Raw genomic sequence first — 17,972 nt, 5'->3', positions numbered from 1 at the left:
CGTTCAGTCTAGCCGCGGATCTGCCCGGAGCCGCGCACGATCCACTTCGTGCTCGTCAGCTCCGGCAGGCCCATCGGACCGCGCGCGTGCAGCTTCTGCGTCGAGATGCCGACCTCGGCCCCGAAACCGAACTCGCCGCCGTCGGTGAACCGGGTCGACGCGTTCACCATCACGACCGCCGAGTCGACGGTCGCCAGGAACCGTTCGGCGGTGTCGACGTCGTTCGTGACGATCGACTCCGTGTGGTGCGTCGACCACCGTGCGATGTGCGCCATCGCCGCGTCGACGTCGGGCACGACGCGGATCGACAGGTCGAGGTCCATCGACTCGGTCGCCCAGTCGTCGTCGGTGGCGCGGAGCACCCCGGGCACGATCGCCCGCGTGGCGTCGTCGCCGCGCAGCGTCACACCGGAGGCCCGCAGCCGGTCGGCCAGTACCGGCAGGAGTCGTTCGGCGGCGGCCTCGTGCACCAGGAGGGTCTCGAGGGCGTTGCACACGCTCGGCCGCTGCACCTTGCTGTTCAGGACGATGTCGACCGCACGCTGCTCCGGCGCGGAGGCGTCGAGGAACACGTGCACGACGCCCGCACCGGTCTCGATGACGGGCACCTGCGACTCGGTGACGACGGTCTGGATGAGTGCGGCGCTCCCCCGCGGGATCAGCACGTCGACCAGGCCGCGTGCGCGCATGAGCTCGGTGGCACCGGCGCGGCCGAACTCGTCGATGGTCTGCACCAGGTCGCGGGGCAGGCCGACCGACTCGACCGCGTCCTGGATCCGGGCGACGAGCACGGCGTTCGTGTGCTGGGCCGCCGATCCGCCACGGAGCACGACGGCGTTGCCCGACTTGAGCGCGAGCGAGGCGATGTCGACGGTGACGTTCGGGCGCGCCTCGTAGACCGCCCCGACGACACCGAACGGCACGCGCACCTGGGTGAGCTGGAGTCCGTTCGGCAGCTGCGACCCGCGCACGTGCTCCCCCACGGGGTCGGTCAGCCCGACGACGTGCTCGACCGCGGCGGCGAGGGCCTCGATCCGGACGGGGTCGAGTCGCAGCCGGTCGAGCAGCCCGGACGAGAGTCCGCCGTCCTCGCCGGCGACGAGGTCGTCGTGGTTCGCGGCGACGATCTCGTCGGTCGCGGCACGCACCGCCGAGGCGATCGCACCGAGGGCCGCGTCCTTGACGGCGGTCGTCGCGGTCGCGAGCGCCGACGAGGCGGCCCGTGCGGCCACGAGCTTGTCGGTCAGGGTCGGGGCGGGCGCGATCGACGACATGGACCGATTGTAGGTCCGCGGCGAGCCCATGTGACGGACGCGCCCACAGACCCTGCTGACGGGTCAGGACACGTCGTACCAGGACCGCCGAGCGGTCGCAGATCGTCGCTCCGCGACGCCCGCGCCGACGGTTCCCGACCACACGACCGCACCCCGACGGCGAGTCGTGACCGCCTGGAGGCCCGCCACCGGTCCAGGGACCCGCACCGGGCCTCCAGGCAGTCGCGTCCACCCCGTCGGTCGGTCACGACACGTCGTCCCGCACCACCCGAGCGGTCGCAGATCGTCGCTCCGCGACGCCCGCACCGACGGTTCCCGACCACACGACCGCGTCCCGACGGTGAGTCGTGACCGCCTGGAGGCCCGCCACCGGTCCCCGGGACCCGCACCGGACCTCCAGGCGGTCGCGTCCACCCCGTCGGCTGGCCGCACCGACCGGTCACAACACGTCGTACCAGGACCGCCGAGCGGTCACAGATCGTCGCTCCGCGCCGCCCGCGCCGACGGTTCCCGACCACACGACCGCGCCCCGACGGTGAGTCGTGACCGCCTGGAGGCCCGCCACCGGTCCTCGGGACCCGCACCCGGCCTCCAGACAGTCGCGTCCACCCCGTCGGTCGGTCACGACACGTCGTCCCGCACCACCCGAGCGGTCGCAGACCGTCGCTCCGCGACGCCCGCACCGACGGTCCCCGACCAGTCGGCGCAGTCCCGACGGCGGATCGTGACCGTTCCGGGCGCAACCCGCCTCAGGGGCGCGGCGCGGCGTGGAACCAGGTGCCGAGGTGCTCGCCGGCCAGCGCACGGTCGACCAGCGCGGTGTCGGTCACGAGCACCGCGGTGCCCGCCTCGGCCGCGAGCCGCGCGGCGGCGACCTTGGTCCCCGCTCCCCCGGTGCCGACGCCGGCGGTGCCGATCGAGCCGAAGGTGACCCCGGCCAGCTCGTCGCCGAACGGCACCTCGTCGATGCGGGTCGCGCCGGGCTGCTCCGGGGGTGCCGTGTAGAGCGCCTCGACGTCGGAGAGCAGCACGAGGGCATCGGCCCCGAGCAGCCGGGCCACCAGGGCCGCGAGCCGGTCGTTGTCGCCGAAGCGGATCTCGTGCGTGGCGACGGTGTCGTTCTCGTTCACGATCGGCAGCACCCGCAGCGCGAGCAACCGGTCGATGGCGCGCTGGGCGTTCACCCGGTGCGTGGGGTTCTGCAGGTCACCGGCGGTGAGCAGGATCTGCGCCGCGACGACACCGTGCCGGTCGAGTTCCTTCTGGTACCGGAACATCAGGACGTTCTGCCCGGTGGCCGCCGCAGCCTGCTGGGTGGCGAGGTCGTCCGGCCGGCCTTCGAGCCCGAGGAACGGGAACCCGGTCGCGATCGCACCGGACGACACGAGCACGACCTCCGTTCCCCGGCCGTAGGCGGCGGCCAGGGCGTCGACCAAGGGGCCGATCTGGCCGGCGGCGTCACCGCTGACCGAGGACGAGCCGACCTTGACCACGATCCGCCGCGCACGCGGGATGTCCTCGCGCCGGGTGACGGGTCCGAGGTCGGTGCGGGCGGTCGTGTCGGTCATGCCGCGGTCAGTCCTTCTGGTCGCTGGTCTCGACCTGCTCGCTGGTGCCGAGCTGGTCGCTGGTCACCACGTCGTCGTCCACCCAGAGCCCGGAGACGCGCTCCTGCTCGAGCTCGGCACGGGCGGCCGCCTTGGCGTCCATCCGCTCGAAGTACTCCTCGCGCCGCTCGTTGCGGGTCGGACGCGAGGTCGCACCGATGCGGGCGTCGGTGCCACGGGCGCTCGTGATGAGCTCCGCGGTCGACGTGAGCGTCGGCTCCCAGTCGAACACCATGCCGCCGTCGCCACCGATGACGACGGTCGAGCCGGCGACGGCTCCGGCCTTGAACAGGCCGTCCTCGACGCCGAGCTTCGCGAGCCGGTCGGCCAGGTAGCCGATCGCCTCTTCGTTGGTGAAGTCGGTCTGCTGGACCCAGCGCTCCGGCTTGGCGCCGCGGACGCGGTAGAAGCGGTGCTCCTCGCCGCCCTCGGCGCGCACGGTGAACGGCTTCTCGTTGACCGAGCGGGGGCGGAGCACGATGCGCTCCGGCACGGGCTCTGCCGCACGGGCGGCGCGGGCCTGCTCGACGATGTCGGCCAGGGCGAAGGTCAGCTCACGGAGCCCCTTGCGGGACGCCGTGGAGATCGGGAAGACGCGGTAGCCGCGGCCCTCGAGCTCGGCGGTGACGAACTCGGCGAGCTCCTGCGCCTCGGGTACGTCGATCTTGTTCAGGGCGATGAGCTGCGGGCGCTCGAGCAGCGGCACCTGGCCCTCGGGGACCGGGTAGCGCTCGAGCTCACCGAGGATGACGTCGAGGTCGCTGATCGGGTCGCGGCCCGGGTCGAGCGTGGCGCAGTCGATGACGTGGAGCAGCGCCTCGCACCGCTCGACGTGGCGCAGGAACTCGAGGCCCAGGCCCTTGCCCTCGGACGCGCCCTCGATCAGACCGGGGACGTCGGCGACGGTGAACCGGGTGTCGCCGGACTCGACGACACCGAGGTTCGGGGTGAGGGTCGTGAACGGGTAGTCCGCGATCTTCGGCTTGGCGGCGGAGACGGCTGCGATGAGCGAGGACTTTCCGGCGCTCGGGAACCCGACGAGGGCCACGTCGGCGATGGTCTTCAGCTCGAGGTTGATGTCCCCTGCCCAGCCCTCGGTGCCGAGGAGCGCGAAGCCGGGGGCCTTGCGCTTCGTGGTGGAGAGCGCCGCGTTGCCGAGGCCGCCCTGTCCACCGGGGGCCACGACGACGCGCATGCCGGGCTCGGTGAGGTCCGCGATGACCTCGCCGGACTCGTCGTACACCACGGTGCCGACGGGCATCGGGAGTTCGAGGACCTCGCCGCTGACACCGCTGCGGTGGTCGCCCATGCCGGGCTGCCCGTTCTTCGACGAGCGGTGCGGGGAACGGTGGTAGCCGAGCAGCGTCGTCACCTGCGGGTCGGCGACGAGCACGATGTCGCCGCCGTCACCGCCGTTGCCGCCGTCGGGCCCGGCGAGGGGCTTGAACTTCTCACGGCGGACCGACACGCAGCCGTTGCCGCCGTGCCCCGCGCTGAGGTGCAGGGTCACGCGGTCGACGAAGGTCGCCATGGGTCCACTCCTGGTGTTTCGTTGTGCCGACGGGATCGTCGGCGGGAAAAGCGAAGGAGGGGCGGGCACTCGGCCCGCCCCTCCAGCTGCAGTCGTTCGAACGACTACGCGTTGACGATGTTGATGACCTTGCGGCCACCCTTGGTGCCGAACTCGACCGAACCGGACGAGAGGGCGAACAGCGTGTCGTCGCCACCGCGGCCGACGTTGGCGCCCGGGTGGAAGTGGGTACCGCGCTGGCGGACGATGATCTCGCCGGCGTTGACGACCTCGCCACCGAAGCGCTTCACGCCGAGGCGCTGTGCGTTCGAGTCACGACCGTTGCGAGTGGAACTCGCACCCTTCTTGTGTGCCATGAGTTGACTCCCTTACGCGATCTTGGTGATCTTGACGCGGGTCAGCTCAGCGCGGAAACCCTGGCGCTTCTTGTACCCGGTCTTGTTCTTGAACTTCTGGATGATGACCTTGGGACCACGGAGGTCGTCGAGCACCTCGGCGGTGACGGTCACGTTCGCGAGCTCGGAAGCCGCCGACGTGATCTTGTCACCGTCCACGAGGAGCACGGGGGCGAGGTCGATGTTGCCCTTGTCGTCCGCCTTGGCACGGTCGATGGTCAGGATGGTGCCGACCTCGACCTTCTCCTGACGGCCGCCGGCGCGCACTACTGCGTAAACCACGTGGAAATCCTTACGTAACTCTGCTTGAGGGAAGTCTCGGGTGCCCACTTCTGCACGAGCGGCTCCCGGAAGGCCGGGCCCGATCGGCGACGCAGGCAGAACGGCCCGCTGACACCAGGGACCGAGAATACTCGATCACCCTGGGTCCGGTCAAACGGCGACACCCGTACGATTGCACGGTGACCGTGTTGATCGACCCACCGACGTGGCCCGCCCACGACACACTGTGGTCGCACCTCGTCAGTGATGAATCCTACGCGGAACTCCACGCGTTCGCTGCGCGGGCCGGTGTGCCGCGCCGCGCGTTCGACCACGACCACTACGACGTCCCGCTCGCGCGGTACGACGAACTGGTGGCCGCGGGCGCCTCGGCCGTGACCGGTCGCGAGCTCGTGCTGCGGTTGATCCGCAGCGGGCTGCGCGTGGCGCAGCGGGACAAGCGCGGCCGCTGACAGCACCGCAGGGCGGCCGGGAGGCCCGGTGCCGGTCCGCCCCGCGCGGCACCTCGCACGGCGCGCCGCCGGCTCGCAGGGCCGCACGAACGGGCTCAGCGGGGCGCTGGACCGCCCCAGGGGTTCGCCGGGGGCTGCTGCTGCTGGGGCTGCTGGATCGTCGACGGCGGCACCGCGTCGGCGGGTCGGACGGTGCCCGGCATGCCCGGGGTCGTCGACGGGCCTCGTCCGCGGCGCGGTCGACCGAGCCAGAGCCAGGCCGCCGTGGCGGTCGCCAGGAGCATCACCGTGAACGGCAGACCGTTCTGCAGCGGCCGCGTGACCACGTCGATGACGAGCTGGGAGGCGCCGGCGGTGGTCGCTCCGAGCGACCCGGTGAAGACCCCGACGAGCATCAGGGCCACCGTGCCAGCGGCGCCGGCGAGGACCACGCGGAGCAGGAGCCTCGGCAGCGGACTGCGACGGTCGATCGGCGTCAGGAACGCCAGGGCCAGGAACGCCCCGACGTAGTACGGGAACGGCGCCACGAAGACCCCGGTCGTGAAGCTGCCGAGCAGGCTCGTGCCGGCGCCGTAGTGCCGGAACGGACTGACCACGAGCGAGGTGCCGAGCAGCCCGAAGAGCCCGGACACGAACTCGACGAGCACCAGCGCCACCACGGCGATGAGAGCGCCGGCCGTGTTCGTCACCGAGGCTCCGGGCGCGAAGGCCCGACGCGGGTCTGCCGGGGCACGGGGCGGCCGCGGCGGGGCGTACGGCGCACCGGCACCGGGCTGACGCCCGTACTGCGGCACACCGCCCTGCTGCGGCGGCACGGGGCCACCGGGCTGCTGGGCACCCGGGCCGGGCGGTGCGGGCTGGGACCAGCCCGCACCGTAGTACCCACGCTGCTGCTGCGGGTCGCCCGGGTTCGTCACGTCAGTTCCCCAGGATCACTGCGCCGTCGGAGCCGTCGGCGTCGTCGGTCGGCTCCTCCGTCGGGGTGGCCGGAGCGCTGATGCTCGGCGACGAGACCCGGCGGGAGCGCGAGCGCCCCTGTCCGGGCTGCTTCGGCTCCGGGAGCGCCTGGAGCACCGAGTCGAGCAGGGACTCGGCGTCCGGGGCGACCGCGCGGGGCTCGCGCTTGGGCGCCGCGGCGATCGGGATGTCCAGGATCGCGACGGTGTTGTCGGTCGGGGTCACGGTGGCGCTCGAGCTCACGCGACGGCGGGCCGGGGCCTTCGCCTTCGGTGCGGCAGCGGGCTCCGTGACGGCCGGAGCGTCGGCCTTCGGCGCGCGCGCCTCGGACTCGACGACCACGGCGGGCTCGGCGATTGCCGAGGACTCCGGTGCGTCCGACTGCTCGGCGGCTTCGGCCTGCGCGGCGGCCTGCTGGTCGCCGGTCTGCTGGTCGCTGTTCTGCTGGTCTCCCCCGCGGCCTCCACGGCCACGACGACGACGCTTCGAACCGGTCGGCTGTTCGCCACCCGTGCTGTCCGTGCTGGTCGACGCGTCGGCCGACGACGGTGCCGTGGCCTCCGTCGCGGTCACGGCAGCCGCTGCTGCCTCTTGCTCGTCGTGCGACAGGGTCGAGGCGGCGATCCGCGACAGCGCGTTCTTCACGTCGTCGGTGATCTGGTGCGCCTGGCTGGACGCCCCGTTCGACGACCCCGACGAACCGGAGTTCCCGTTGCCGTTCCCGCCGTTGCCGCCGTTGCCGGACCGACCGTTCTCGTTGCCGTTCCCGCCACGGCCCTTGCGACGACCCTTGCTCGGGCCCGGGTCGGCGTTGTTGTCGTTGATCTTGGCGTTGACCTCGTCGAGGGACTCGCGCAGGCCGACACCGATCTTCTTGCGGGTCATCTGCACGAGGCCGAGCGAGGTGATCTCGGCGACCTGGTGCTTCGTGCGGTCACGGCTCAGGCACTCCACCAGGCGGCGGAGCACGAGGTCGCGGTTCTCCTCGAGCACCATGTCGATGAAGTCGACGACGATGATGCCACCGATGTCCCGCAGGCGGAGCTGCCGGACGATCTCCTCGGCGGCCTCGAGGTTGTTCTTCGTGACCGTCTCCTCGAGGTTGCCGCCGGAGCCGACGAACTTGCCCGTGTTGACGTCGACGACCGTCATGGCCTCGGTGCGGTCGATGACGAGCGAACCGCCGGAGGGCAGCCAGACCTTGCGGTCGAGCGCCTTGTCGATCTGCTCGTTGAGGCGGAACTCCTCGAAGGAGTCGGGGCCCTCGTACCGGACGACGCGGTCCTTGAGGTCCGGGGCGACGGCCGACAGGTACTCGTCGATGGTGCCGCCGGCGGCCTCGCCGTCGATGATCAGCTTCGTGAAGTCCTCGTTGAAGACGTCGCGGACGATCTTGATGAGCAGGTCGGGCTCGGAGTGCAGCATCACCGGGGCGTGGCCACCGGCGACCTTCTTCTGGATGGCCTCCCACTGGCTGGTCAGGCGCTGCACGTCGCGGGTGAGCTGCTCCTCGGTCGCACCCTCGGCAGCGGTGCGCACGATGACGCCCGCGTGCTCCGGCAGGACCTCCTTCAGGATCTTCTTCAGTCGGGCACGCTCGGTGTCCGGCAGCTTGCGCGAGATCCCGTTCATCGAGCCGTTCGGCACGTAGACCAGGTAGCGACCCGGCAGCGAGATCTGGCTGGTGAGACGGGCGCCCTTGTGGCCGACCGGGTCCTTCGTGACCTGCACGAGGACCTTGTCGCCCGGCTTGAGCGCTGCTTCGATGCGGCGACCGTGGTTGCCGGTCTCGACGGAGTTCCAGTCGACCTCACCGGCGTAGAGCACGGCGTTCCGGCCACGACCGATGTCGACGAACGCCGCCTCCATCGAGGGCAGGACGTTCTGCACCTTGCCGAGGTAGACGTTGCCGATGAGCGACACGTTCTCGGACTTGGTGATGTAGTGCTCGGCGAGGATGCCGTCCTCGAGCACGCCGATCTCGATCGTCGACGAACTGGAGCGGACGATCATCTGGCGGTCGACGCTCTCGCGGCGGGCGAGGAACTCGTCCTCGCTGACCACCTGACGGCGGCGTCCGGCGTCGCGGCCGTCACGACGGCGCTGCTTCTTCGCCTCGAGCCGGGTCGAGCCCTTGATGCGCTGCGGCTCGGTGATGAGCTCCGGCTCGCGGCGGCGCGGCTCCTGGTGGTCGCGCGGCTCACGGGCCTCGCGGTCGGCGCTCGAACCACGGCGACGCGAGCGACGACGCGAGCCGCCCTGGTCGTCGCGGTCGTCACGGTCGCGGTCGCGGTCGAACCGGTCCTCGCGGTCGTAGCGGTCGTCCTCGTCGCGGTCACGGTCGCGGTCGCGGTCGCGGTCGAACCGGGGCGCGCGCTGCGGCAGCTCCGGCAGCACCGGCGCGTGGAAGATCAGGCTGAGCGTGCTCGTGGCCTTCGGCACGAACGGCTCGTCGGCGGGTGCTGCGTCGTCGCTCGCCTCGGCCGTCGGTGCGGCGTCGGCCGGACGGGAGGCGCGGTCCGCGTCCGCCCCGTCGGTCGCGGTCGCCGACTGGTCGCCCGTCACGACCGGCAGGTCGCCGGTCAGCGTGCTCACGTCGTGCGGCTCGGCACCGCTGTCGGCGACGGCCTCGACCGCGACGGAGACCGCCCCGGTGTCGGTCGGCTCGACGGGCGACGCCGGCGAGGCCGGGGAGTCGGGCGAGTCCGGCGATTCGGGAGAGTCCGGGGAACCGGCCGACGCGACGCTGGCCGCGGGACGGGCGTCAGCGCCGCCCGTCAGCGCGAGGGTCTCGTCGGCGTGGGGTGCCTGCTCGGCGCTCCTCCCCACGAGCTCGGCCGCCACGTCGCTTCGCGACGCGTCGGAACCGGCTCGCGTGGGCCCAGCCTCCTGGCCGGACGACCGGGCGCGGCGACCGCCGAACAGGCGGCTCCGGCGCTTCGGCGCGTTCTCGTCGTTGGTCGTGTTGTCGTTGTTCTGCTCCACCATGGACTGGTGCACTCCTCGGCCCCACTCGCACCCTTTCGGGTGGCGGGAATTCTGTGTCGTGGCGGGCGGCGTCGACGCCCCCGCGCTCGCTGTCTCGTGATCGGTCTGCGTCAACTTCTCGTTGCGTCCGCGCCCGTTCCGGTCCGGGCACCCGGCCCGGTCCGGCTCGGCGTCGGAGTGACGCTGCCCGACCACAGTGCGCTCTCACCGCACCTGATCGTCCGGGTTCGGCCCGGTGGGGCGTCACTCGGAAAGCTCTCTTCGGTGTGCGGTTGGCCGCACGACCTCCAGGCATTATCGCATGCCGCACCCGGAAAGCACCGGAACCCGCATGCGATGATGGCCGCGTGACCGCGTCTGCCCCTGCCCCCCGTCGTCCGATCGCGATGGCGGTCTTCCTGCTCGTCACCGGGATCGTCGGCCTGTTCGGCTCGTTCCGGCTCGTCCTCGACGAGTTCACGAAGTACCAGAACCCGAAGGCCGTCCTGAGCTGTGACGTGAACCCGTTCATCAACTGCTCCGACGTGATGGCCAGCTGGCAGGGGCACCTGTTCGGGTTCCCGAACCCGCTGCTCGGCGTCATGGGGTTCGTCGCCCCGATCGCCGTCGCGGTGCTGCTGCTCGCCGGGTTCCGGAACGGTTCGCGCTGGTTCTGGATCGTCTTCAACGCCGGGGTCTTCCTGGCATGGGTCTTCGTGACCTGGCTGTTCACGCAGACCGTCTTCGTCATCGGTGCCCTGTGCCCGTGGTGCATGCTGGTCTGGTCGATGACCATCCCGATGTTCTGGGTGTTCACCATCTGGAACATGGCGCAGGGTCGCTTCGGCGCCGGGGCGCAGCGCGTCGGGCGGTCGCTCCTGCCCTTCAGCTGGGCGTTCGCGCTGGCGAACTACCTGGTCATCATCGTGACGATCATCATCAAGTTCCCCGCGGTCCTCACCAGCTTCTGAGCCGTCACCGCTGCCCCTACGCTCGGGATCGATGAGCGAGAACGAGAGCAGCAGGGCGCGCCGGGACGCCGCACGTGACCGCGCGCGAGCGACACGGGCGGCGGAGCAGTCGCGCCGACGCCGCCGCCGCACACTCGGCATCAGCGGGATCGTCGTCGGCGGGCTCGCGGTGGTCGCGGTGGTCGTCCTGGTGATCGCGAACTCCGTGCAGCCCGCCGGTCCCGGTCCGCGGAACGCGGCGAGCGACGGCGTCCTGCTCACCGGGGTGCGCGGCAGGATCGTGCCCGTCGAGACGCGGGCGGTGCCCGACGGCGGGACCCCGACACCGACCGAGCAGGACGGCTCCACGACCGCGATCACGATCTACGCGGACTACATGTGCCCGTACTGCAACCAGTTCGAGACGGCCCAGATGCCCCGGATCCGACAGTGGGTCGAGGACGGCACCGCGACCCTCGAGCTGCATCCGCTCGGGCTGCTCGACCGCGTGTCGCTCGGATCGCGGTACTCCACCCGGTCGGCTGCGGCTGCGGCCTGCGTGGCGGACCACGACCCGGACGCGTTCCTGGCGTTCAACAGCTCGCTCTACGAACACCAGCCCTCGGAGAGCACGCGCGGACTCACCAACGACGAGCTGGCGTCCCTCGCGCGCCAGGCCGGGGCGACGGACCCGGCCGTGGCACCGTGCATCACCCGGCAGGACTTCGCCGGGTGGGTCGCCGACGCCACGAACCGGGCGATGAACCACCCGGTGCCGAACTCGTCGCTCGACGGGATCACGAGCACGCCGACGATCATCGTCGACGGCGAGCAGTACAACGCGGACGGCGCGGCGTCCCTCGCCGACGTCGACGCGTTCGCGGCCTTCGTCCGGGAGCAGGGCGGGACGTCCTAGCCTTCCCCGCTCACGACGAACGGCCCCCGCTCCCGGATGGGAGCGAGGGCCGTCGGTCGTTCGAGGAGTGCTACTTCGCCGCGGCGTCGATCGCGGTGATGACGGTGCTCAGGTCGTCCAGGCGCTTGCCGTCGACGACGATCGTCGGCGTGCCGAAGCCCTGCGCGCCCGCGAGCGCCTCGTTCGTGGTGACGGCCTGCGTCGACTTCGTCACCCAGCCCTTGAACTGCTCGGACGACAGGCACTCGGACAGGTCCGAACCGGTCGCGCCGCCCGCCTTGACGAGCTTCGCGATCTCGGAGTTGGTCAGGCCCTTGGTGCCCTCGGCCGGCTGGTTCTCGAAGAACTGCGTCTGCACGTCGAGGAACTTGTCCGGCGCGTAGTTCGCCACGCACATGGCGGCGTTCGCGGCACGGCTGGCGTAACGGGAGCCCGCGTAGCTGCGGTCGAGGATCGACACCGGCTGGATCGCCAGGGTCGCATCGCCCGACTTCACCTTGTCGAGGATCTGGCCCGAGTAGGCCGCCTCGAACTGCTTGCAGACCGGGCAGGCCCAGTCGACGTACTCGGTGACCGTCACGGCGCCGTCGCTGTTCGCCGTCGGGACCGGCGAGGCCGAGCCCGTCGCGGAGACGGCCGGCGTCGTCACCGGGGTGACCTTGCCGTCCTGGCCGGTGAACTGGATCGCGCCCGTGGCCATGTTCTTCGGCCCCGCTGCGGACACCACGGGCGCGTTGTTCACGTTCACCACGACGATCGCGATGATCGCCGCGATCGCCACGATGCCCAGGCCGATGCCGCCCTGCAGGAACCACTTGTTGCGGCGCTTGCGGCGCTTCTCGGCGTCGGCTCGCTGGCGTGCGACCTCTCGGGCGTGCTGACGCCGCTCGTTCTTGGTGGGTCGGTCGTTGTTCGTCACGTCGTCCCCGTCGCTCAGGCGAACCAGAGCGCGAGCTCGCGCGCGGCCGACTCGGGGCTGTCCGAACCGTGGACCAGGTTCTGCTGCACCTTGAGGCCCCAGTCGCGGCCGAGGTCACCACGGATGGTGCCGGGCGCGGCGGAGGTCGGGTCGGTGGTGCCGGCGAGCGAGCGGAAGCCCGCGATCGCACCGTTGCCGGCGACGCGCACGGCGACGACCGGACCGGACTGCATGAACTCGACGAGCGGCTCGAAGAACGGCTTGCCCTGGTGCTCCTCGTAGTGCGCGTCGAGCAGGTCGCGCGGTGCGGTGAGCATCTTCAGGTCGACGAGCTCGTAGCCCTTCGCCTCGATCCGGCGGAGGATCTCACCGGTCAGCTGACGGGCGACTCCGTCGGGCTTGACGAGGACGAGGGTCTCTTCGAAGTCGGACACGCAGTACTCCCTGTGTTCGGGGTCGAATGTGGTGGTCAGTCCTCGCCCATGGCCGCTCGGCGCGCGTCGTTCTGACGGTCCAGTTGACCGCCCTTGACGAAGCAGAAGACCCACAGCGCCAGGAACACCACGGCGACCGCGAACATGAACGGTTCGATGAACCCGGTGGCGAGGATGGCCGCCTGCAGCAGCCACCCGAACCATACACCGGCCCGGTTGCCCGTCAGACGTGAGGCAGCTGCGAGGACGATGATCGCGCCGATGCCACCGCCGAAGGCCGCGGCGGGCGGCAGCGTGCCCTTGCCGAAGACGACGAGCATGGGGAAGAAGAACATGATCGCCTCGAGCACCAGCGTGATCGAGAGCAGGCTCTCCTGCGCCCCGCGTTCGCGGCGCGGCTTCCGGGTGCGCGGTGACCGGCCCGGCCGGGAGGCCCGGGGTGCGTCCGTCACTTCGCCTCGCCTTCGCGGTGCACGAGGTCCATGACCGCGCCCACCATCACGATGGAGCCCGCGACGAGCACGAGGGCGTCCTCGGCGTCCGCCTCGTCGGCCAGGCTGCGCGCTTCCTGCAGTGCGGATGCCAGGGACGGCTCGACGACGACGCGGTCCTCGCCGACCTCGTCGACGACGACCCGGGCGAACTCGTCCGCGTCGAGCGCACGTTCCCCCGGCGGCTGTGTCACGACGAACGTCGCGACAGTGTCCTTGAGCGCGCGGACGAACCCGCGGGCGTCCTTGTCGCCGAGGATCCCGACGACGCCGACGACGTGCTCGGACGGGAACGCGACCGGCAGCGCCTCGGCCAGGGCCTTCGCACCGTGCGGGTTGTGCGCGGCGTCGACGACGACGGTCGGGTCGGTCGCGATGGGCTGCAGGCGACCGGGGCTGGTCGTGCCGGCGATGCCCTCGGACAGGACGTCCTCGTCGAGGGCCTGGGCCCCGCGGCCGAGGAACGACTCGACCGCCGCGATCGCCACGGCGGCGTTCTCGGCCTGGTGCCGGCCGAACAGCGGCAGGAACAGGTCGTCGTAGCGGCCGGCGATGCCCTGCACGGTGATGAGCTGTCCGCCCACGGCCGGGGTGACGTCGACGACGCTGAACCCCGTCCCTTCGACGGCCAGGGTGGACTCGGTGAGCTCGGCGGCGCGCTCGAGTTCGGCGAGGGCCTCGGGGACCTGCCGGCTCGACACCACGGCAGACGACGGCTTGACGATGCCCGACTTGGTGCGGGCGATCTCGGCCACGGTGGCACCGAGCTGCTTCGCGTGGTCGATGGCGATCGGCGTGAACACCGACACCTGACTCTGCACGACGTTGGTGGAGTCCCACTCGCCGCCCATCCCGACCTCGATCACGGCGACGTCCACCGGCGCCTCGGCGAAGCACGCCAGGGCGAGCACGGTGAGCGCCTCGAAGAAGGTCAGCGGGAGTTCGCCCTTGTCGGCGAGCTCGCGGTCGGTGATCTCGAGCACCGGGGCGATGTCGTCCCAGTTCTCGACGAACCGGTCCGCCGCGATCGGCTGGCCGTCGACCACGATGCGTTCCCGGATCGACACCAGGTGCGGGCTCGTCATCAGACCGGTGCGCAGACCGTGCGCCCGGACGATGCTCTCGATGGTGCGCGCGGTCGACGTCTTGCCGTTCGTGCCCGTCACGTGGATCACCGGGTACGCCAGGTGCGGGTCGCCGAGCAGCTCGACGGCGCGGCGGGTGGCGGTCAGCCGGCGCTCGGGGGCCTGTTCACCGATGCGGGCGTACAGGGCGGCCTCGACGCGGCGGACCTCGTCATCGTCGCCGCCGTAGGGCACGGCGTCGGCCGGAGCGTCTCCGGAGGGGCCGACCGGGATCCGGATGCCGTCCTCGTCGCGACCGTCGAACTCGTCGTGTCCGACGAACTCCTCGTTCGCCTCGTGGCCGTCGTACTGGTCGTCGTCACTCATGCGCGTGCTACCTCCACGGATACCTTCGCACCGTCACCGACGTCGGTGGTGGTGTCGTCCGCCCCGAGGGGCTCGATCTCGACGCTCGTCGCCAGGGTCTCCCCCGCGATGAGCTCCTGGTGCGTGCGGACCGCGCCGTCGGCCGTGTCGTCCACCCGGAGGGTCAGGGCGATGCGGTCGCTGACGTCGAGGTCGGCGTCGCGGCGGGCCTGCTGGACGGCGCGGACGACGTCGCGGGCCAGCCCTTCGGCCTCGAGCTCGGGCGTGGTCACGGTGTCGAGCACGACGAAGCCGCCCTCGTCGAGGAACGCCACGGCCACCGAGGCGTCGGCCACCGTGAGGTCGAGCGAGTACTCGCCCTCGATCAGGTCGACGCCGCCGACGGTCACGCCGGAGTCGGTCGCGGTCCAGTCGCCCTTCTTGGCGGCCGGGATCACCTGCTGCACCTGCTTGCCGATGCGGGGGCCGGCGACGCGGGCGTTCACGGTGAGCTTCCGCTCGATGCCGTACTGCGCCAGCGACTCCTCGGCCTGGGCCTCGAGCACCACGCGCTTGACGTTGAGCTCGTCGCGCAGGATGTCGGCGAACGGTTCGACCGCGGCCGGGTCCGGCACCACCAGGGTCAGGGTGGCGAGGGGCAGGCGGACGCGCTTGCCGGTGGCCTTGCGGAGCGCCAGGCCCTTCGAGGCGACGTCGCGCACGCGGTCCATCGCGTCGACGAGGGCGTCGTCGGCGGGGAACTCGTCGGGGTCCGGGAAGTCCGTCAGGTGGACGCTGCGCCCGCCGGTCAGGCCCTTCCAGATCTCCTCGGTGACGAGCGGCGCGAGCGGGGCGGCGAGCCGGGTCAGGGTCTCGAGCACGGTGTACAGCGTGTCGAACGCCGCACGGGTCTCGGCTCCGGCGTCCGCGTCGGCCCCGGTCCAGAACTTGTCGCGCGAGCGGCGGACGTACCAGTTCGTCAGCACGTCGGCGAAGTCGCGGACGGCCTGGGCCGCGAGCGGGGTGTCGAGGGCGTCGAGGTGCGTCCGGACGTCGGTGACGAGGACCCGGGTCTTCGCGAGCAGGTACCGGTCGAGCACGTCGGTCGAGTCGGTCCGGCGCTGGGCCCGGTAGCCGTCGGGACCCGAGGCGTTCGCGTACAGGGTGAAGAAGTAGTACGTCGACCACAGCGGCAGCATGAACTCGCGGACGCCCTGGCGGATGCCCTCTTCGGTGACGACGAGGTTGCCGCCGCGGATCACCGACGAGGACATCAGGAACCAGCGCATGGCGTCGGCGCCGTCGCGGTCGAAGACCTCGGAGACGTCCGGGTAGTTCCGGAGCGACTTCGACATCTTCTGGCCGTCCGAGCCGAGGACGATGCCGTGGCTGATGACGTTCTGGAACGCCGGCCGGTCGAACAGCGCGGTGGAGAGCACGTGCATGACGTAGAACCAGCCGCGCGTCTGCCCGATGTACTCGACGATGAAGTCGGCCGGGCTGTGCGACTCGAACCACGCAGCGTTCTCGAACGGGTAGTGCACCTGGGCGTACGGCATCGACCCGGAGTCGAACCACACGTCGAACACGTCGGTGATCCGGCGCATCGTCGAGTTGCCGGTGGGGTCGTCGGGGTTCGGCCGCGTCAGGTCATCGATGAACGGCCGGTGCAGGTCCACTTCACCCTCGGCGTTCACCGGCAGGCGACCGAAGTCGCGCTCGATGTCGGCGAGCGAGCCGTACACGTCGGTGCGCGGGTACTCGGGGTCGTCGGACTGCCACACCGGGATCGGCGTGCCGAAGTAGCGGTTGCGCGAGACCGACCAGTCGATGGCGTTGCCAACCCACTTGCCGAACTGGCCGTCCTTGACGTTGTCCGGCACCCAGTTGATGTCCTGGTTGAGCTGGCCCATGCGGTCGCGGAGCTCGGTGACACGGACGAACCACGACGAGACGGCCTTGTAGATGAGGGGCTTCCGGCAGCGCCAGCAGTGCGGGTAGCTGTGCTCGTAGGACGCCTGGCGGAGCAGTCGCCCGGCGTCGCGGACGGCCTTCGTCAGCGGCTTGTTCGCGTCCGACCAGAGCATGCCGGCGACCTCGCCGAACTGCGACGTGAAGACGCCGCCCTCGTCGAGGGACAGCACCACGGGGATGCCGGCGGCGGCGCAGACCTCTTGGTCGTCGGCACCGTAGGCCGGGGCCTGGTGCACGATGCCGGTGCCCTCACCGGTCTCGACGTACTCGGCGACCAGGATGCGCCAGGCGTTTTCGTAGCCTTCCTGGTCGGCCAGGTGGTCGAACAGGCGCTCGTACTCGACGCCGTCGAGCTCGGCACCCGTCAGCGTGCGCGCGACGGCGGCGAGCGCCTCGTCACCCGAGGCGTAGCCGAGCTCCTTCGCGTGCGCGGCCACGGTGTCGGACGCGAGGAGGTACGAGGCGGAACCTGCTTCGGCACCGTCAGCCGCGCCTCCAGGCCCTGCCGGCACGACCGCGTACGCGATCTCCGGACCGACGGCCAGGGCGGCGTTCGTCGGGAGGGTCCAGGGGGTCGTCGTCCAGGCGAGTGCCCGCACGCCGGTGAGCTCGAGCGCGTCCGCGCGCGAGCCGTGCAGCGGGAACGAGACCGTGACGGACTGGTCCTGGCGCATCTTGTAGACGTCGTCGTCCATGCGCAGCTCGTGGTTGGACAGCGGCGTCTGGTCGTTCCAGCAGTACGGCAGGACCCGGAAGCCCTCGTACGCCAGACCCTTGTCCCAGAGCTGCTTCCACGCCCAGAGCACGCTCTCCATGAAGGTGACGTCGAGGGTCTTGTAGTCGTCCTCGAAGTCGACCCAGCGCGCCTGGCGGGTGACGTACTCCTGCCACTCGTCGGTGTACTGCAGCACGGACTTCTTGGCGGCGGCGTTGAAGACGTCGATCCCCATGGCGTCGATCTCGTGCTTCTCGGTGATGCCGAGCTGCCGCATCGCCTCGAGCTCGGCGGGCAGGCCGTGGGTGTCCCAGCCGAAGCGGCGGTGCACCTGCTTGCCGCGCATGGTCTGGAAGCGCGGGAAGACGTCCTTGGCGTACCCGGTCAGCAGGTGCCCGTAGTGCGGCAGGCCGTTGGCGAACGGCGGGCCGTCGTAGAAGGTCCACTCCGGGCAGCCCTGTCGCGCGTCGATGGACGCCTGGAACGTGTCGTCGCGCTTCCAGAAGGCGAGGATGCCCCGCTCGACGGCGGGGAAGCTCGGCGAGGGGACGACGCCATCGGCATCGGCGTTCAACGGGTACGGCACCGGGACTCCTTGTGGGTTCGCTCGATCTCCACGAGGACGAAAAACAGGTTCCGCGGTACCACCTCGTTTGCCGCCCAACGTGCGCTGTGCGA

Annotated in this window: 15 protein-coding genes; 3 read left to right on the top strand and 12 right to left on the bottom strand. The window is 71.1% G+C overall.

Annotated features, from left to right (window positions below):
• Window positions 1-8: 8 nt before the first annotated feature.
• From FFG40_RS08270 to rplU, 5 genes are all read right to left on the bottom strand, one after another.
• Window positions 9-1,274 (bottom strand): glutamate-5-semialdehyde dehydrogenase, encoded by a 1,266-nt coding sequence (locus FFG40_RS08270; protein WP_138802848.1) that lies wholly within the window; start codon window positions 1,272-1,274, stop codon window positions 9-11.
• A gap of 749 nt (window positions 1,275-2,023) precedes the next feature.
• A complete protein-coding gene (gene proB / locus FFG40_RS08265) occupies window positions 2,024-2,842 on the bottom strand; it encodes a glutamate 5-kinase (RefSeq protein ID WP_217499638.1) in 819 nt (272 codons plus the stop codon).
• Window positions 2,843-2,849: 7 nt separating this feature from the next.
• Complete coding sequence (gene obgE / locus FFG40_RS08260; RefSeq protein ID WP_138802847.1) at window positions 2,850-4,412, bottom strand: GTPase ObgE; 1,563 nt, start codon at window positions 4,410-4,412, stop codon at window positions 2,850-2,852.
• Window positions 4,413-4,516: 104 nt separating this feature from the next.
• Window positions 4,517-4,768: a 50S ribosomal protein L27 gene (gene rpmA, locus FFG40_RS08255; protein WP_017885976.1), complete on the bottom strand. Its 252-nt coding sequence runs from the start codon at window positions 4,766-4,768 to the stop codon at window positions 4,517-4,519.
• A 12-nt stretch (window positions 4,769-4,780) separates the two neighbouring features.
• On the bottom strand, window positions 4,781-5,089 hold the full coding sequence (rplU, locus tag FFG40_RS08250; protein ID WP_027464715.1) for a 50S ribosomal protein L21: 309 nt from the start codon (window positions 5,087-5,089) through the stop codon (window positions 4,781-4,783).
• Between the two features lie 179 nt (window positions 5,090-5,268).
• Between rplU and FFG40_RS08245 the strand changes: the two genes are divergently transcribed.
• Entirely contained in the window at window positions 5,269-5,541 is a 273-nt protein-coding gene (locus FFG40_RS08245) for a DUF4031 domain-containing protein (RefSeq protein WP_138802846.1), read from the top strand.
• 95 nt (window positions 5,542-5,636) lie between these two features.
• Here FFG40_RS08245 and FFG40_RS08240 read toward each other — a convergent pair whose 3' ends face one another.
• Together FFG40_RS08240 and FFG40_RS08235 are read right to left on the bottom strand one after the other, a co-directional pair.
• On the bottom strand, window positions 5,637-6,458 hold the full coding sequence (locus FFG40_RS08240; protein ID WP_138802845.1) for a hypothetical protein: 822 nt from the start codon (window positions 6,456-6,458) through the stop codon (window positions 5,637-5,639).
• A gap of 1 nt (window position 6,459) precedes the next feature.
• A complete protein-coding gene (locus FFG40_RS08235) occupies window positions 6,460-9,486 on the bottom strand; it encodes an Rne/Rng family ribonuclease (protein WP_138802844.1) in 3,027 nt (1,008 codons plus the stop codon).
• Between the two features lie 347 nt (window positions 9,487-9,833).
• On the opposite strand from FFG40_RS08235, the gene FFG40_RS08230 reads away from it, so the two are divergent.
• A complete protein-coding gene (locus FFG40_RS08230; protein WP_260678827.1) occupies window positions 9,834-10,436 on the top strand; it encodes a vitamin K epoxide reductase family protein in 603 nt (200 codons plus the stop codon).
• Between the two features lie 31 nt (window positions 10,437-10,467).
• Window positions 10,468-11,331: a thioredoxin domain-containing protein gene (locus FFG40_RS08225; RefSeq protein WP_138802843.1), complete on the top strand. Its 864-nt coding sequence runs from the start codon at window positions 10,468-10,470 to the stop codon at window positions 11,329-11,331.
• Between the two features lie 70 nt (window positions 11,332-11,401).
• On the opposite strand, the gene FFG40_RS08220 is transcribed toward FFG40_RS08225, so the two are convergent.
• From FFG40_RS08220 to ileS, 5 genes are read right to left on the bottom strand one after another with little or no spacing between them, the layout of a single operon-like run.
• Window positions 11,402-12,250 (bottom strand): thioredoxin domain-containing protein, encoded by an 849-nt coding sequence (locus tag FFG40_RS08220; protein ID WP_138802842.1) that lies wholly within the window; start codon window positions 12,248-12,250, stop codon window positions 11,402-11,404.
• Between the two features lie 14 nt (window positions 12,251-12,264).
• Window positions 12,265-12,684 (bottom strand): nucleoside-diphosphate kinase, encoded by a 420-nt coding sequence (ndk, locus tag FFG40_RS08215; protein ID WP_017885984.1) that lies wholly within the window; start codon window positions 12,682-12,684, stop codon window positions 12,265-12,267.
• Window positions 12,685-12,719: 35 nt separating this feature from the next.
• Window positions 12,720-13,136, bottom strand: coding sequence for a DUF4233 domain-containing protein (locus FFG40_RS08210; RefSeq protein ID WP_138802841.1), 417 nt, complete (start codon window positions 13,134-13,136; stop codon window positions 12,720-12,722).
• Window positions 13,133-14,626, bottom strand: coding sequence for a folylpolyglutamate synthase/dihydrofolate synthase family protein (locus tag FFG40_RS08205; RefSeq protein ID WP_181440201.1), 1,494 nt, complete (start codon window positions 14,624-14,626; stop codon window positions 13,133-13,135). Before FFG40_RS08205 ends, FFG40_RS08210 begins: the two co-directional genes overlap by 4 nt.
• On the bottom strand, window positions 14,623-17,880 hold the full coding sequence (ileS, locus tag FFG40_RS08200) for an isoleucine--tRNA ligase (RefSeq protein WP_138802840.1): 3,258 nt from the start codon (window positions 17,878-17,880) through the stop codon (window positions 14,623-14,625). Before ileS ends, FFG40_RS08205 begins: the two co-directional genes overlap by 4 nt.
• Window positions 17,881-17,972 lie beyond the last annotated feature (92 nt).

This window comes from Curtobacterium sp. KBS0715 (assembly GCF_005938005.2).
Classification (GTDB): Bacteria; Actinomycetota; Actinomycetes; order Actinomycetales; family Microbacteriaceae; genus Curtobacterium; species Curtobacterium flaccumfaciens.
Note: the sequence above shows the minus strand (reverse complement) of the source record. Positions and strands in the feature narration are given on the sequence as shown.

Excerpts from the sequence above, each read along its gene's own strand:
- FFG40_RS08270 (WP_138802848.1), bottom strand. The coding sequence starts at position 1,274 with ATGTCGTCGATCGCGCCCGCCCCGACCCTGACCGACAAGCTCGTGGCC.
- rpmA (WP_017885976.1), bottom strand. The coding sequence starts at position 4,768 with ATGGCACACAAGAAGGGTGCGAGTTCCACTCGCAACGGTCGTGACTCG.
- FFG40_RS08205 (WP_181440201.1), bottom strand. The coding sequence starts at position 14,626 with ATGAGTGACGACGACCAGTACGACGGCCACGAGGCGAACGAGGAGTTC.
- proB (WP_217499638.1), bottom strand. The coding sequence starts at position 2,842 with ATGACCGACACGACCGCCCGCACCGACCTCGGACCCGTCACCCGGCGC.
- FFG40_RS08225 (WP_138802843.1), top strand. The coding sequence starts at position 10,468 with ATGAGCGAGAACGAGAGCAGCAGGGCGCGCCGGGACGCCGCACGTGAC.
- FFG40_RS08235 (WP_138802844.1), bottom strand. The coding sequence starts at position 9,486 with ATGGTGGAGCAGAACAACGACAACACGACCAACGACGAGAACGCGCCG.
- obgE (WP_138802847.1), bottom strand. The coding sequence starts at position 4,412 with ATGGCGACCTTCGTCGACCGCGTGACCCTGCACCTCAGCGCGGGGCAC.